13 protein-coding genes and 1 riboswitch are annotated in these 15059 nt (G+C 72.2%); of the genes, 8 read left to right on the top strand and 5 right to left on the bottom strand.

Annotated features, from left to right (window positions below; all coding sequences use genetic code 11):
- The first annotated feature begins 60 nt into the window (after positions 1-60).
- Both A4U64_RS14765 and A4U64_RS14770 read left to right on the top strand, forming a co-directional pair.
- On the top strand, positions 61-1557 hold the full coding sequence (locus A4U64_RS14765) for an APC family permease (protein WP_065922725.1): 1497 nt from the start codon (positions 61-63) through the stop codon (positions 1555-1557).
- 2 nt (positions 1558-1559) lie between these two features.
- Positions 1560-2303, top strand: a complete 744-nt coding sequence (locus A4U64_RS14770) for an IclR family transcriptional regulator (RefSeq protein ID WP_084648645.1) — start codon at positions 1560-1562, stop codon at positions 2301-2303.
- Positions 2304-2322: 19 nt separating this feature from the next.
- Here the strand turns inward: A4U64_RS14770 and A4U64_RS14775 are convergent, their stop codons facing one another.
- From A4U64_RS14775 to A4U64_RS14785, 3 genes are all read right to left on the bottom strand, one after another.
- Positions 2323-2994 carry a sterol desaturase family protein gene (locus tag A4U64_RS14775; protein ID WP_043797238.1) on the bottom strand — a complete coding sequence of 224 codons (672 nt, stop codon included), beginning with the start codon at positions 2992-2994 and terminating at the stop codon, positions 2323-2325.
- Positions 2991-3725 carry a FadR/GntR family transcriptional regulator gene (locus A4U64_RS14780; RefSeq protein ID WP_029542852.1) on the bottom strand — a complete coding sequence of 245 codons (735 nt, stop codon included), beginning with the start codon at positions 3723-3725 and terminating at the stop codon, positions 2991-2993. Before A4U64_RS14780 ends, A4U64_RS14775 begins: the two co-directional genes overlap by 4 nt.
- A 129-nt stretch (positions 3726-3854) precedes the next feature.
- Positions 3855-5396, bottom strand: coding sequence for a carboxylesterase/lipase family protein (locus A4U64_RS14785; RefSeq protein WP_029542851.1), 1542 nt, complete (start codon positions 5394-5396; stop codon positions 3855-3857).
- Between the two features lie 123 nt (positions 5397-5519).
- Positions 5520-5619, top strand: a riboswitch (TPP riboswitch).
- Here A4U64_RS14785 and A4U64_RS14790 point away from each other — a divergent pair.
- The 4 genes from A4U64_RS14790 (at position 5612) to A4U64_RS14805 (ending at position 8898) form a co-directional block, all read left to right on the top strand.
- The gene (locus A4U64_RS14790; RefSeq protein WP_006939427.1) at positions 5612-6331 is read left to right on the top strand and encodes a TenA family protein; all 720 of its coding nucleotides are present in this window, start codon (positions 5612-5614) and stop codon (positions 6329-6331) included. Its footprint overlaps the riboswitch before it by 8 nt.
- On the top strand, positions 6328-7362 hold the full coding sequence (locus A4U64_RS14795; protein WP_065922726.1) for an ABC transporter substrate-binding protein: 1035 nt from the start codon (positions 6328-6330) through the stop codon (positions 7360-7362). Before A4U64_RS14790 ends, A4U64_RS14795 begins: the two co-directional genes overlap by 4 nt.
- Positions 7343-8137, top strand: coding sequence for an ABC transporter permease (locus A4U64_RS14800; protein WP_065922727.1), 795 nt, complete (start codon positions 7343-7345; stop codon positions 8135-8137). The genes A4U64_RS14795 and A4U64_RS14800 overlap by 20 nt, the downstream gene beginning before the upstream one ends.
- Positions 8134-8898, top strand: coding sequence for an ABC transporter ATP-binding protein (locus A4U64_RS14805; RefSeq protein WP_006939435.1), 765 nt, complete (start codon positions 8134-8136; stop codon positions 8896-8898). Before A4U64_RS14800 ends, A4U64_RS14805 begins: the two co-directional genes overlap by 4 nt.
- A gap of 6 nt (positions 8899-8904) precedes the next feature.
- Here A4U64_RS14805 and A4U64_RS14810 read toward each other — a convergent pair whose 3' ends face one another.
- On the bottom strand, positions 8905-10266 hold the full coding sequence (locus A4U64_RS14810) for a WS/DGAT/MGAT family O-acyltransferase (RefSeq protein ID WP_037201594.1): 1362 nt from the start codon (positions 10264-10266) through the stop codon (positions 8905-8907).
- Between the two features lie 291 nt (positions 10267-10557).
- On the opposite strand from A4U64_RS14810, the gene A4U64_RS14815 reads away from it, so the two are divergent.
- Positions 10558-11553, top strand: a complete 996-nt coding sequence (locus tag A4U64_RS14815) for an alpha/beta hydrolase (protein ID WP_029542847.1) — start codon at positions 10558-10560, stop codon at positions 11551-11553.
- Positions 11554-11687: 134 nt separating this feature from the next.
- Positions 11688-13073 (top strand): T3SS (YopN, CesT) and YbjN peptide-binding chaperone 1, encoded by a 1386-nt coding sequence (locus A4U64_RS14820; RefSeq protein ID WP_065922728.1) that lies wholly within the window; start codon positions 11688-11690, stop codon positions 13071-13073.
- Between the two features lie 84 nt (positions 13074-13157).
- On the opposite strand, the gene A4U64_RS14825 is transcribed toward A4U64_RS14820, so the two are convergent.
- The gene (locus A4U64_RS14825; RefSeq protein WP_006939444.1) at positions 13158-14810 is read right to left on the bottom strand and encodes a protein kinase domain-containing protein; all 1653 of its coding nucleotides are present in this window, start codon (positions 14808-14810) and stop codon (positions 13158-13160) included.
- Positions 14811-15059: the final 249 nt, after the last annotated feature.

Below are 15059 nucleotides of genomic sequence, written 5' to 3' on the forward strand. Positions count from 1 at the left end.
CGCCCGTTCGACTTCCCCCGGAAACAGACCGGAAACACCGGGCCGATAGCTTCGCGTGCCATGTCCGCACTCTCCGACGCGATCACGCAGTCCTTCACGGCGCGTGAGCCGGAACGCCCGGCCTTGTCGCCGCTACGAGCCCTCGGGCGGCGCCGGCTGTCCGGCATCGAGGTGCTCGCGCAGTCGGTCGCCACCACGGCGCCCGCCGCGTCGATGGTCGTCCTGACGACCGCGATCGTGGCCGGGCAGTCGATGCTCGCAGGCCTGCTCACCGTGGCGGCGACGACGGTCCTGCTGGGCGCGGTCGCCGCATGCTTCGCGGCCTTCACCCGCCGCCTCGCCGCCGCCGGTGGCCCGTACACGTTCGTCGCGCAGGGACTCGGCCCCCGCGCCGCGCTCGGCGGTGGTGCCGCGCTGGCGGTGAAGTACCTCGGCAGTGCCGGGCTCACCCTCTACCACGGGGGGCAGTCGATCCTGGCGGTCGCCCACGGGGCCGGCGTCTCCGTTCCCGCACTGCCGTTGTATCTCGTGCTGGCCTGCGTGATCGGCGCGTGCCTGGTCCGCGGGATCAGATTCGCGGTCCACGCGATCCTGCTGGTGGAGGCGTGCTCGCTCGCGTTCATCCTCACGCTGTTCCTCGTGCCGGCCGTGCCCACACCGGTCGCGGAACCCCCCGGCGGCGGCGCCGGCGAACTCGTGGTCCTGGCGCTCACCGCCGTGTTCGCGCTCGCCGGATTCGAGAGCGCCACCTTCCTGGCACCCGAGGCCCGCCGACCGTTGTTGACGGTCACCCGCACCGTGCTCTGGACACCGGTGATCTGCGGGGCGCTCTGCGTCCTCGCGGCCCTGGCGGTCTGGGGTGGCCGCGGCGGGACGGTGATCGACGCGTATCGCCACGGCACCGACTCCGGCGTGCCGGTCGTCGTCGTCGTGGCGCTGCATCTCGGATTGACCTGCTCGTGGCTGGCGTCCTCGATGGCATCGGTCAACGCGGTTTCGCGACTGGGGTACACGATGGGGATCGAGCGGGTGCTCCCCCGGCCCCTGGCCGCGGTGCACCGGATGTACCGCACGCCGTACCGCGCCGTCGCCGCGGCCGGGCTGGTGGCGCTCACGATCGCCGTCGCCAAGGCCGGGGCCCCGCATCTCGTCGCGGGGCTTCAGCACGCGGTACGCGTCGCGGTGCTCGTCGCGTACGTCCTGGTGGCCGTCGCCTCCCTGCGCTTCCTGACCAGAATCGGCGAGCAGACCCGCGGCTCGACCCTCGTCGGTGGTGCTGCGGCCGCGGGCGGCACGCTGCTGCTCGGCTGCGTCGTCGGCTCCGGCATCGTCGCGGTCGATCCCGCCGTGGTGGCCGTCCCCCTGCTGCTGCTCGCCGCGGGACCCCTGTGGTACCTCCTGCTCCGGCGGCGGACGCCACGCGCTGCGACGGCGATCGGGGTGTTCGACAGCGCGGAATCCGCGGACGTGCTGCCGGGCGCCGGGGTCTTCGCACCCGACCGGCTCGGCGCGATGACCCTGGTGCGTGCCGACCGCGGCCCGCATCGGGACCTCTGACGGTGGCGCGCGAGGTCACCGGCCGGGAGCCGACGGCCGTGCAGCGTGCGCTGGCCCTGCTCGAGGCGGTAGCTCAGCTGGGTTCGGGCGCGACGGCCAAGGATCTGGCCCGGCTCACCCGCATTCCGCCGGCGACCGCGTACCGGCTGCTCAACCTCCTCGTCGCCGACGGCTATCTGGTGCGGGTGCACGACCTGTCGGGTTTCGCGCTCGGCCGACGGACGCAGGAGCTGGCGGCAGCACCGCACGCGGAGACGTGGCCGGTGGCCGAGGTGCTCGAGGATCTGCGCGCCCAGGTGCGGCACGGGGTGTATCTGGCCTCCTACGAACGGGACCGGATCCGGCTGGTGGATCGCGACCCGGACCACGAGCTGCTGGGCGAGGCGTCGTTGACCCGGCACCTGCACGCGTCCGCGATCGGGAAGCTGCTTCTCGCCGACCGCCCCCATCTCGTCCCCGGCACAACCCTGCCGAAAGTGGGGCCGCGCACGATCGTCGAGCTCGACCGGCTCGCGATCGAGCTGAGTCGCATCCGGAGCCTCGACGTGTCCGTCGAGCAGGACGAATTGCGTCAGGGACGCACCGCGGTCGCCGTCCCGGTGCGCGACGACGGCACCGCGATCGTGGGATGCCTCGCGGCGATCGGCGGTACCGGGCGCATCCGCACCGACGATCGGGATCTGATCGATCTGCTCCACGAGTTCGCCGGGCGCCTGCGGCTGCCCGGCGCAGCGCGACGCACGTGAGCGGGGTCCACGCGCCGGGTCAGCGGGACGCGTGCAGATTCCGGGCGGTCGGCGACGTCTCGACCGAGGCCGGGTCCGGTTCGGTGCCGAGAATCCGGTCGGCGGTGCCCGCGGTGGTGACGGTGAACCAGTAGTGCTCGTTCTTGAAATGGTGGTGCCGATGGTGGCGCCACACCGCGCGGTAGGGCCGCGAGTTCGGGCGGTAGTCCGTGTGGATGAGGTAGTGCGTCCATTCGTAGCTCAGGCCCAGGACGCCGACGGTCACCAGGAACGTCAGTGCCAGGCCGGCCCTGGGGAAGGCCAGCCATGCGCCGGCGACGAGAACCGGCAGCAGCCACACCAGGGTCTGCCAGGGAATGAAGATCAGCGGCACGTCGCGCGGGTCGCAGTGGTGCTCGCGGTGCTTGCGGGCCAGCAGCGAATCCAGCGTCAGTCCGGCGATCCGGCGCGGCCGCCAGTGCAGGATGCCGACGTGGATGACCCATTCCACCAGCGGGAACACCAGCAGGGCGACCAGTGGGACCAGGGCGTCGGAGATCTGCCAGTCGCCGCGGAGAACCCGCGCGACGCTCGCGGCGGCGAGCATCGCGCCGATCATCCACGGCGACGGGTGCCGCGCGAACTCGGCGGCGGCGTCCCACAGGCCGATCGAGGTGCGACGGCTACGCCGTTCGGTCCGATCCGTGCTCATGCCCGGCTCCTCGCATCTGCGTGTTCCGCATGGTCGATGGCGGTCGTCAGGGCCGACGTGCCCAGGTCGAGCAGTTCCCCGGCGGCGCGTTCGGCGCCGTCCTCGTCGTGGGCGACGATCGCGCCGGCGAGCCGTTCGTAGAGGTCGGTGCGGCCGACTTCGGCGACCAGGACGCCGGCCATCGCGGTCATGGCCGGTTCGTAGGCGTTGCGCAGGCTGTTGAAGATCAACCGGAACGCGAGGGAGTCGGCCGCGTCGACGACGCGTTCCCAGAATTCGAGGGCGGCGACCTGCAGCGCGACGGGGTCCTCTCCCGTCGCGAGCCGCGCCACGGCGTCGCGCAACCGGGGTTCCGTCTCGTCCGTCGCGCGGGCGGCGGCGAGCCGGGCAACCTGACGGCCGATGAGGCGTCGGGCCTCGAGGACGCTGCGGACGACGTCCCAGTCGGGCCGGCCGTCGCGCACGAGCAGCCGCGGGAGCAGCTCCGGACCGGCCTGGGTGCGGAAGTCGCGGACCGACGTCGCCTCCCCCTGGCGCACCTCCACCAGACCCGCGTGGGACAGCCGGGAAATCGCCTCGCGGACAGCGGGTCTCGATACACCGAACGCTTCGGCCAGGTTGCGCTCGCTCGGCAGCGCCGCCCCGGCGGCGAGGTCGCCCCCGAGCACCCGGGCGGCGATCTGGTCGTACACCTCGCCGGAGGCGGACTTGCGGGCGATCGGCTCGAACATCACGGACCGACCGTAGGCCGGAACCCGGCCAGAGGTCAAGTGGTCATACCAGTTTGCTGTCGGCCGAATGTCACAGCAGGTCGATCTGAGCGAAGTGATGTGACCTTCGGCCCGGACGGAGCCGCCCGATCAGCTGAAGCCCATCACCTGGTCGCCCCAGGCCTCACGCAGCACCCTGTCGGGGTCCGGGACAAGGGTGTCGGTGCTGTCGATCAGCAGGGTCATCCGCTTTCCGGTGTCGTACGGCGCCCAGTGCCGGGACCCGTCCAGCGCGGCGGGCACACCGTGGTGCGCGAAGGCCAGCCAGCGGCGCTGGATCCGGCCCGAGACCACCGTCGCGGCCTTGCGGCCGCCGAGCCAGAACGTGGGGTCGCGATCGAGGGTCCCGAAGTTGCCGAAGACGTAGGGCAGTTCGGTGGCGTGGCCGGCGCCGATCCGCGCCGCCTTGAGCATCGGGGTGGCGTGGTCGAACCGGTACACCCACGTCGGCGAGTGGGCGCTGTGCGCGTCGGCGATCCACACCACCGGCATCCGGAACCCGGCGTCCCGCGAAAGCGCCATCGCCCCCGACGTTTTCGAGACGTCCGGATACGCGGAGATGATCTCCGCGATACGATCGGGCGGCAGCTCCGGATGATCCGCGGCGAGCGCGTCGAGCATCGCCTGCACGGAGGCGTCGCTCACCGGCATCAGCGGCGACTTCATGAAGCGGAAGATCGACGGCTCGTCCTTGTTGGACCCGATGATCAGGGGAATCCGGTGCGCGAGCCCCTTCTGGAACGCCGCCACCGGGTACTTCGGCACCAGGTCGCGGTCGACCACCGGCGCCATCGCGAGCGTGCCGGGGAACTTCGTGGGGATCTCCCCGACGAGCACGTCGCCCGCATCGGTCAGCGTCTCGTGCGGCATGTCCCGCAACGCCCACACCCGGGCCGGCGTGAGGTCGAGGATCTCGAGGAACCGCTCGGCGACCCGGGCCGCCCGCTCGGACCCGTATGCCGACGTCGCCGGCGGGCTCTGCGCGATGGCCCGGTGGAACAGGCCCTCGGCGCGGGGCACGGTCATCAGGGTGGTCAGCGACCCGCCGCCCGACGACTCGCCGAACACGGTGACCCGGTCGGGGTCGCCCCCGAACGCGGAGATGCAGTCGCGCACCCACTCGAGCGCGGCGATCTGGTCCCGCAACCCGACGTTGGATTCGAAGGTGGTCCCGGCTGTCGAGAACGACGAGAAGTCGAGGAAGCCGAGGGCACCGAGCCGGTAGTTGACCGTCACCACGACGACGTCCCCGCGTTCGGCGAGCAACCGTCCGTCGTAGATCCGCTGACCCGAGTACCCGAGGACGTAGGCGCCGCCGTGGATCCAGACCATCACCGGCCGCGGCTCCCCGTCCGGCTCCGGTGCCCAGATGTTCAGCGAGAGGCAGTCCTCGCCGATCGACAGGCCCGGGTCGATGGGGATGGGATTGTTGCGGCCCTGCGGCGCGATGGGCCCGAACCGGCGGGCATCGAGCACGTCGGTCCACGGCTCCGGCGGTTCGGGGGCGCGGAACCGAAGGTCGCCGGACGCCGGCGCGGCGTACGGGACGCCCTTCCACGCGTAGACGGAACCGTCGCGGTAGCCGCGTACGTCGCCGTACTTGCACCCGACGATGAGAGTCTCGGCGTCCACGGTCCCTCCCGAACGAACGGTCTGGGGCCAAGGTACCAACAACAGACAGGCTGCACGCGCAGCCCCGGCGACCCGGCACCCCGGGCCCGCGTGGGGCGAGCCACACCCGGTGCTATCGTCGCCTCCGTAGACACGGGGTGCTCCGCACACGAGCGGGAGCTGAGATCACACCCGTCGAACCTGATCAGGTAATGCTGACGAAGGGATGTCACGGCATGACCATGCCTGCCCATGCGTCGGTCCCGGAGGGGACCGAGCGCTTCACCGATCTGCTGTGGGACCGTACGAAGGTCCTGCGCGAGGCCATCGACGACCTCGAGTTCCTGCGCCGGCTCGGCGACGGGACCCTGCCGCTCGACGCGTTCCGCTTCTACATCGAGCAGGACGCCCTCTACCTCGCCGGCTACGCCAAGGCGCTCGCCCTCCTCGCGGCGAAGGCCCCGGACCCGGCCACCGCCGCGTTCTGGGCCAACAGCGCGGCGACGGCCGCCACCGAGGAATCGGCCCTGCACCGGGGTCTGCTCACCGGTGGTGTCCTGCCGCCCGCCGAGGACACCCCCGCGCACTCCCCCGCCTGCCTCGGCTACGTCTCCTACCTGACCGCCACGGTCGCCACCGATCCGTATCCGGTCGGCGCCGCCGCGGTGCTTCCGTGCTTCTGGATCTACGCCGAGGTCGGCCGCGAGCTGGCCGTCCGCGCCGCCGACGTGCTCACCGCGGACCCCACCCACCCCTACGCCCAGTGGGTCACCACCTACGACGCGCCCGAGTTCCACGCCGCGGTCGCCACCGCCCGCGAGCTCGTCGACGTCGCGGCGGCGGCCGCCACCGACACCGAGCGCGACGCCATGGCCGGGGCGTTCACGATCGCCACCCGCTACGAGCTGCTGTTCTGGGACACCGCGCTGAACACGCAGGACTGGCCGGCCTCATGACGACCACCTCCCGGCTGCGTCGCCGGCTCACCGTCCTGGCCGCCCTCACCGCGGCGCTGCTGCTCACCGCGTCCTGCGCCGGCGGCACCGGCGACGACGACTCCGGCGACACGATCCGGTTCGCCCTGGACTGGACGCCGAACACCAACCACACCGGCCTGTACGTGGCCCAGCAGGAGGGCCTGTTCGCCGACGCCGGTCTCGACGTCGAGTTCCTGCCCTACAACAACACCACCCCGGACACCCTCGTCGACGCCGGCAACGCCGAGTTCGGCATCTCGACGCAGGCGCAGGCGACGTTCTCCCGGGCGGCCGGCTCGCGCACCGTCTCGGTGCTCGCGCCGCTGCAGCACTGGGCGACCGGCATCGCCGTCAAGGCCGACCGCGCCGACCTCACCCGGCCCCGGGAACTCGACGGCCGCACCTACGCGGGCTTCGGCGACCCGGGCGACGAGGAGACGCTCGCGCAGGTGATCCGGAACGACGGCGGGCGGGGCGACTTCACCTCCGTCACCCTGGGCACCTCCGCCTACGAGGCCGTGTACTCCGGCACCGCCGACTTCACCGTCTCGTACCTGGCGTGGGAAGGCATCGAGGCCGAGCACCGCGGGCTGCCGATGCGCTACTTCCGCTACACCGACTACGGGTTCCCCGACGCCTACGCGATCGTGATCGACGGCAACGAGGACTGGCTGGCCGAACATCCGGACCAGGCCCGGGCGTTCGTGCAGGCCGTCCAGCGCGGCTACGAGATCGCCGCGCAGGACCCGGACCGCGGAGCCCGCGCGCTGATCGACGCCGAGCCCGGCGCCTTCCCCGACGAGGATCTCGTCTACGAGAGCCAGCGGATGCTGTCGGCCGGCTACCTGCGCGACGAGAACGGCCGCGTCGGCACCCTCACCCTCGAACGATGGACCGGGTACTCCCGGTTCCTGTTCGAGAAGGGGCTGCTCTCCGGCCCCGACGGCAAGCCGTTGACCACCGAGCCGGACTGGTCGACGTACTTCACCGATGACTACCTCACGCCCTGACCCGACCCGGAATCCCTGGGTGCGGCGCGTCGCACCGGCGGTGCTGGTCGTCGCCGCGCTGACCGTCGGCTGGCAGCTGTACGTGACGCTCAGCGGCATCCGCCCGCAGGTGCTGCCCTCCCCCGCCCGGGTCCTCGGGCAGGGCTGGGCGCACCGCGACGACATCGCGGGCCATGCCTGGTCGACGCTGCAGGTCACCCTCGTCGGTTTCGCGGTGTCCCTCGTCGTGGCGTGGCTCCTCGCGATCGCCGTGGACTTCTCGCCGTGGCTGCGCCGCGCCCTGGTGCCGCTGTTCGTGGTGTCGCAGACCCTGCCGATCATCGCGATCGCGCCGCTGATGATCATCTGGTTCGGATTCGGGCTGCTGCCGAAGATCCTGGTGATCGCGCTCGCCACGTTCTTCCCCATGGCGATCGGCCTGATCGAGGGCTTCGCGGCCGCGGACCGGGAGGCGGGAGCGCTGCTGCGCAGCATGGGTGCCTCCCGGTGGCAGGAGTTCCTGTACGTGCGGCTGCCGTCGGCGCTGCCCCGGTTCTTCACGGCGCTGCGCATCGGGGTCACCTACGCCGTCGTCGGTGCGGTCTTCGCCGAATACGTCGGCGCCACGTCGGGGCTCGGGATCTACATGAGCACCCAGAAGAACTCGTTCCGGACCGATCTGGTGCTCGCGGCGGTGCTCGTCACCGCGGTGGTCTCGCTGGCGCTGTACCTGCTCACCTACGCCGTGGAACGGGTGGTGGCGCCGTGGGCGCAGACGACGAGGAGCCCGCGATGAACGCCGTCACGGTCACCGGCGTGCACAAGGCGTTCGGTGCGCGCACCGTCCTCGACGGCGCCGAGTTCGCCGTGGCCGAGGGCGAGTTCGTCTCGCTCATCGGCCCGAGCGGGTGCGGCAAGTCCACCCTGTTCGGGCTGATCGCCGGTCTCGACTCTCCCGACACCGGTGCCGTCACGGTGGGTGACCGGCCGGCCGCACCGGGACGGGCCGCCCTGATGCCGCAGAAAGACCTGCTGTTCCCGTGGCGCACCGTGCTCGGCAACTGCGCACTCGGCCTCGAGGTGCAGGGCGTGCCGCGCGGCGAGGCGCGTGCCCGGGCCCGGGAGCTGTTCCCCGCCTTCGGCCTCGCCGGGTTCGAGGATGCCGCCCCCCGGCAGCTCTCGGGCGGGATGCGCCAGCGCGCGGCCCTGGCGCGGACGGTCCTGCAGGGCCGCAAGGTGCTGCTGCTGGACGAACCGTTCGGGGCCCTGGATTCGCTGACGCGCACCGAGATGCAGCTGTGGCTGCAGCAGGTGTGGCAGCGGGACCGGTGGACGGTGCTGATGATCACCCACGACGTGCGCGAGGCGCTGCTGCTGTCGGATCGGGTGCTGGTGCTCACGCGGCGCCCGGCCCGGATCTGTCACGAGGTGACGGTGCCGCTGCCCCGCCCCCGGGGTCTGGACACGTTGACGTCGCCGGAGTTCGTGACCCTCGAGAAGGAGCTCGTCGACGTCCTGCACGCCACCGGACCACGCAGTTCCGCACTGCCGGACTGACGACGATCACGAAATGTCAAGTGCCACCTCGAGTTCCACAAGGGCGTCCTCGAGGTGGCCGAGCAGCCGCTGCAGGCCGGGGACCGTGCGGCGGCATCCGACGACGCCGAAGTCGACGGTGTCGGCGGTGGTGGTCAGCGTGATGTTGAGTGCCTGGCCGTTGAGCACCACCGACACCGGGTAGATCCCGTCGAGCCGGGACCCGCTGCGGTACACCCGCTCCCGCGGTCCCGGCACGTTGGAGATGATGAGGTTGAACGGCGGCGGGGCCAGGGAGACGGCGCCCGAGATCGGTGCCAGCGCGAGCCCGGCGACGTTCAGCGCCGACCACACCGTCGCCTGCAGCGGCGTCATCCCGGCGAACAGGGTCTTGCCCTCCGCCATCGAATCACTGACCGTCGAGAGCCGGGTGAGTGGATCCTCGAGATGGGTGCCGAGGTTGCACAGCGTGACCCCGACGCTGTTGCCGCCCGCGGCCGAATCGGGAGCGTCCTTGGCTCGCAGCGACACCGGGACCATCGCGATCAGCGGAAGGTCGGGCAGGTCCTGCTGTTCGAGGAGGTAGGCGCGGAGGGCACCTGCGCACATGGCGACGACGACGTCGTTGCTCGACACCCCGGCCGCCTGCCGCACCCGCGTGATGCGTTCGCGGCTCCAGGACTGCGCCGCGAAGCGCCGCGTCCCGTCGATCGGAACGTTGAACATCGACCGCGGTGCCTCGTACGGCAACGCGACGCGGCGCCCGCCGAGGACGGTCCGGGCGATCCGCAGCGCGACGGGCGCCGCGCCGATCACGTCGCCGGCCAGTGAGCGCACCGCAGCGAACAGCGAGTCCTGCTCCCGGGTGCCGGAGCTGGGGCGGGCCGGCAGGTGCCACGGCGCGGGGAATTCGCGCACGTTCGGATCGGGGGTGTAGGTCCGCTGCAGCAGCCGCAGCCCCGAGACCCCGTCGAGCAGCGCGTGATGCATCTTCGTGTAGACGGCGAACCGGCCGTCGGCGAGCCCTTCGATCAGATAGGCCTCCCACAGCGGCCGGTGCCGGTCGAGCAGGCCGCTGTGCAGGCGCGAGACGAGGGTGAACAACTCACGGATCCGGCCCGGCGCCGGCAGGGCCGAGTGCCGGACGTGGTACTCGAGGTCGATCTCGTCGTCCACGGCCCACCACGTGTAGCCGAGGCTCGACACCGGGTCGGCCGGGCGCTTGCGGAACAGCTCGTCGACCTGCGCGTCGGCGACCAGCCGGTTGTAGAGGTCGGTGACGTATCCCGGACCGGCGTCGGGCGGCGGCGTGAACAGCTCGAGCGAACCGAAGTGCATCGGGCGCTCCCGCGACTCGGCGATCAGGAACATCGAGTCGGTCACAGGCATGTATCCCACCGGGACAGCCCCCTTTCGTCCGCCGTCGCACGCTGGGATGGATGGTACGTCCGGCGACCGGACGGCCGTACCGGATCGATAACGGGCACGCCGACGACCTGCGGAGTTCCCTTTGTCCGGTCTCCATCGAGTCACGATGCTTCGCCCCGGCGATTCCTCGTCGTACTGTCGGGCAACCGACCCGGACGAACGCCGCGAACGCCTCGGAGAAGGGCCGAGAGAGAAGACGGGAGCCGTCGACGAGAGGGCTCCGTCCGAGCAGGTGAGGACGAGGAGGTCCCGGTGACGAGTACCGCGTCGAACCATCCGTCGTTGTCGTATCCGCCCGTGCCGCGGCCGGTGCTCCGCCGCGAGCTCGCCGGCGTGAGCCTGCCGTCGCAGGCGCTGACCTTCTCGGTGCGCAGCACCGTCAAGCCGGTCATCGACGCGTGGGCGCGCGCCCCGCACCTGCCGTGGCCGACGGGCGTGGTGGACCGGCTGGCGTTCCCCCTCAAGCCGGTCCCCGGCACGCACCGGCACCCGGTCCGGCTGCCGTCCTGCCACGCCGAGTTCCTCGCCGCCCCCGGAGCCGACGGCGCCACGGCGATCCTCTACCTGCACGGCGGCGCGTTCCTGGTGTGCGGCCTGACCACCCACCGGCAGATGGTCTCCCGCATCTCGTCGGCGGCCGGGGCACCCGTGCTCAGCGTCGCCTACCGCATGCTGCCTGGACACCCGATCGAGAGCGCGGTCGAGGACGGCATCGAGGGGCTGCGGTGGCTGATCGCGCACGGCTACCCGACGGAACGAATCGTGGTGGCCGGCGACTCCGCCGGCGGATTCCTCACCTTCCAGGTGACGCTCGAGGCGCTGCGGCTCGGTCTCGGCCGGCCGGCCGGCAACGTGGCGCTCTCGCCCCTGACCGACCTCGACACCCGCGGCAAGCTCGAACATCCCAATTCGTACCGGTGTGCCCTGTTCCCGCGCCGCGCCGTTCCGGCCCTCGCCGCTGTGATCGCCCGCATCGACGCCGCCTCCGGCCGGCCGGGTCCGCGCGCGGTGTCACCGGTCGACGCCGACCTGACCGCCATGCCGCCCACCCTCATCCAGACCGGCTCGGAGGAGATGACGTACGTGGATGCCGAGCTGATGGCCCGGCGCCTCGCCGGCGCCGGCGTGCCCTGCGAGCTGCAGGTGTGGGAACGGCAGGTGCACGTCTTCCAGGCCGCGGCGGGCCTCGTGCCCGAGGCGGGGCGAGCCGTCGATTCGATCGGAGCGTTCGTCCGCAGCGTCGGCTGAGATTCCCCCACCGGACCACCCCGCCGGTGCCACGTGGCGACCACCACCCGCGCCGAGCCGGGCACCTGTCGGACGGCGCGACTAGTGTCTCCGGCACAGATTGGTCCGGCAGCACTGGGAAAGGGGGGCGGATCGTGACCGACACCGAGAGCCGATTCGACCGCGACGTCGACCGGTCCTGGAGCGAGTTCCGGGCACGGCTCGCCGATCACGTGGCGTCGATGTGCGACGGCGACGGGCTGCTCCTCGAGCCGCTCGTCGAGGAGGAGACCGGACCCGCCGGACCGTGCGTGCAGTTCTACGCGTGGGGTGCAGGCCAGGTGCGGTGCGAGGTGCCGTCCAACGCCCACCTCGGCGGCGACCGTCGCCTCCGCCCGGCCGACGAGGCGCTGCTCGCCGAGCTCGGCTGGCGCGAACCGTCCCGGGGACCGGAGGACCCGGAGGACGGCGGGTCCCCCGCCTACTGGATGGACCGGCCCGCGGCGTGGGCGGACCAGCTCGCGGCCGTCGCGGTGACGGCGCTGCGCCGGGTGTGGGGGGTGCCGCATCCGCTGTTCCTGCGCACCGAGACGTTCGGCGCCGGCCGGGCGGCGGCCTTCGACCTGCCCGCGCCCGCCGAGGAGACGCCGCCGCCGGCCGCGCTTCCGCTCGCCGTCGAGACCGCGGGCGAGGAGCACGTGCGCGAGCTGATCGAGTCGACGCTGCGCGAGCGGATCGGCGACGTCCCGCTGTGGGACGAGGACGGCGACCTGGCGTTGCGGGTCGCGGGGGTGCTCGTGTTCGTCGGCGTCGGGCCGCACGAGCGCACCGTCGACGTGTTCGCCCCGATCGTCCACAACATCACCGGGCGCACCCGCGCCGCCGAGGTCGTCGCCGACCTCAACCGCCGGTGGCCGCACCTGAAGTTCGTGCTGGTCGAGGACCGGGTCGCGGTGGCGGCACACCTGCCCGCGTCGCCGTTCGTGCCGGCCCACCTGCTGACCACGCTCGACCACGTCGCGCAGTTCCTCGAGGGGCTGGACGAGGCGTTCGGCACCCGCCTCGGCGGCGAGCTGCTGCACGAGACCGACCACGACGGTGTGCCGCCGCCCCCGGACGAGCTGCCGCCGTGGACGACGGACTCCGAGGAGGACCTGCCGCCGACGCTGCTGGCACTGCGCGATCTCCATCTCGACGGCCGGGCGGAGGTCGAGACCCGGACGGTGGCCCGCATGGCCGGCGACGAACCGGACCAGCTGCTGCGTTTCCTGCGGATGAGCGTGGACGCGCAGGTCTGCTGGCAGGCCGAGGCGATGGGGCGTGCCGCGGCCGGAGACGGCGCCGGCATCGCCCGCGCCGAGGCGAAGGCGCAGGAGTGGGAGCTGACCTGCCGCTCGCTCACCGCAGCGATGCGGCTGCTCGTGCCCCCGGCGGGCACCGCCACCACACGCGTGCGGCGGCCGCGTCCGTCCCCACCCGAGCAGATCGAGCTGTTCGAGAACCCGGACGAGCCGACGTTGTTCGACGAACTCTCCGACTGAGCACCTCGTGCGTGCGAGCCGTTTCCGCGGGACGGCGCGGCCGCAGCGCGGGCACCCGGCGTGGCCCTCGGCAGCCGGGGTGGTTCACGGGGTGGTCGCCTCGAGATGCTTGAGCACGGCCAGGACGCGTCGGTGGTCCTCGGGTTCGGGGTGCAGACCGAGCTTGAGGAAGATCGCCCGGACGTGCGCCTCGACGGTGCGTTCTCCGAGGAACAGGGCCGCCCCGATCGCCCGGTTCGAGCGGCCCTCGGCCATGAGGCTGAGGACCTCACGTTCGCGGGTGGACAGCGTGTCGATGGGACGGCTGTCGCGGTGGGGCCGGGCCACCATCCGGCTCACCACGCTGGGGTCGATGGCCGAGCCGCCCTCGGCGACCCGGTGCAGGGTGTCGACGAACTCGTCGATGTCGGCGACCCGATCCTTGAGCAGGTAGCCCAGGCCGGCGGCCCCGTCGGCGAGCAGATTCATGACGTGGTCGGTTTCCACGTACTGCGACAGCAGTACCACCGCGGTGTCCGGGTGGTCGGCACGGATGGCCGCCGCGGCGACGATTCCCTCGGTGGTGTGGGTCGGCGGCATCCGGATGTCGACGACGGCGACGTCGGGCCGCTCGTCGGCGACGAGACCGAGCAGGGTGGCGGCGTCGCCGGCCTCGCCGACGACGTCGATCCCCTCGTCGCACAGCAGCCGGGCGATACCCTCGCGCAGCAGCACGGAGTCGTCGGCGAGCACCACCCGCAGGGGTGCCGCGCTGTCGCCGCGCCGCGTCGCGCGCCGCGTCGCGGCGACCCTGCTCGGTGACGCGGCGTCCACCGCCACCGTCCGGGCCAGGGTGTCGTCGGCTGCCGGCGCGGGGACGGTGGTCGTGGTCTCGGACGTGAGGGCGTTCCGGGCGGCGGCGGTGAGTTCCCTGCAGGTGTCGTAGCGGTCGTTGCGGTCCTTCGCGAGGGCACCCGCGACGACGGCGTCGAACGCCTTCGGCAGGTCGGGCCGGGCCTCGCTCGGCCGGGGTATCGGGCTGCGGACGTGCCCGTGCCACAGCTTCGCCAGGGTGTCGCCGGAATACGGGGGCCGGCCGGTGAGCAGGTGGTAGAGGGTGCAGCCGAGCGAGTAGATGTCGGTGCGGTGGTCGAGCGCGGCGGTGGTGTCGAATTGCTCGGGTGCGGCATTCTGCAGGCTGCCGACGAACATCCCCGTGCGGGTGAGCCCGCCCGCCTCGTCGAGGGCCTTGGCGATGCCGAAATCGGTGAGCAGGACCCGTTCGGGTTCGCCCGGGCCGGCGGGTTCGGCGAGCAGGATGTTCGTCGGCTTCACGTCCCGGTGCAGCACCCCGGCCTGGTGGGCGTAGTCGAGTGCCTTGCCGATCTCGGAGACGATGTGGACTGCCCGCTCGGGCGGGACGGGCCCGTGGCCGAGCAGCGCGGCAGCGTTGGTGCCGGGGACGTACTGCATGGCGATCCAGAGCCGGCCGTCCTCGCAGCCGCGGTCGTAGACCTGGACGATGTTGGCGTGCTCGAGGCGCGCGGCATGGTCGGCCTCGAGTTCGAAGCGGGCCTTGACGCTGTCGTCGGCGGTCAGGGCGGGGTGGAGAAGTTTGAGGGCCACCTTGCGCGGCAGGTGCGGGTGCTGCGCCAGGTAGATCGAACCCATGCCGCCCGCGCCGAGCAGCCGCTCGATGGTGTACCCGGCAAACACCGAACCCGGCCCGGGAGCCCCGTTCCCCGTCACCGCCACCACCTCCCGAAGCGGCCCACCTCCTCTATTCAACCCCTCGGGGATCGTCGGCGGAACCGCTGCGGCGCGCGGTTGTCCGCCGACCTGGCGCCGGTCCGGCGCGGAGCGCACCGTGCAGACACCGGCCGGGGCTCCGTGCAGGCACGGTACGGATCTCCGTGCAGGCGCTGCCGCCGAATCACGTGACGGCCGAGATGGTCGAACAGTGCCAGCACGGTGGTCCGGCGGGGCCGGGAGCGAGATGCTGGGAGC

The organism is Rhodococcus sp. WB1, assembly GCF_001700945.1.
GTDB classification, from domain to species: Bacteria; Actinomycetota; Actinomycetes; order Mycobacteriales; family Mycobacteriaceae; genus Rhodococcus; species Rhodococcus aetherivorans.

Coding starts and splice junctions, on each gene's coding strand:
- A4U64_RS14795 (WP_065922726.1), top strand. CDS start 6,328: ATGACGACCACCTCCCGGCTGCGTCGCCGGCTCACCGTCCTGGCCGCC.
- A4U64_RS14780 (WP_029542852.1), bottom strand. CDS start 3,725: ATGTTCGAGCCGATCGCCCGCAAGTCCGCCTCCGGCGAGGTGTACGAC.
- A4U64_RS14775 (WP_043797238.1), bottom strand. CDS start 2,994: ATGAGCACGGATCGGACCGAACGGCGTAGCCGTCGCACCTCGATCGGC.
- A4U64_RS14800 (WP_065922727.1), top strand. CDS start 7,343: ATGACTACCTCACGCCCTGACCCGACCCGGAATCCCTGGGTGCGGCGC.
- A4U64_RS14810 (WP_037201594.1), bottom strand. CDS start 10,266: ATGCCTGTGACCGACTCGATGTTCCTGATCGCCGAGTCGCGGGAGCGC.
- A4U64_RS14805 (WP_006939435.1), top strand. CDS start 8,134: ATGAACGCCGTCACGGTCACCGGCGTGCACAAGGCGTTCGGTGCGCGC.
- A4U64_RS14790 (WP_006939427.1), top strand. CDS start 5,612: ATGACCATGCCTGCCCATGCGTCGGTCCCGGAGGGGACCGAGCGCTTC.
- A4U64_RS14765 (WP_065922725.1), top strand. CDS start 61: ATGTCCGCACTCTCCGACGCGATCACGCAGTCCTTCACGGCGCGTGAG.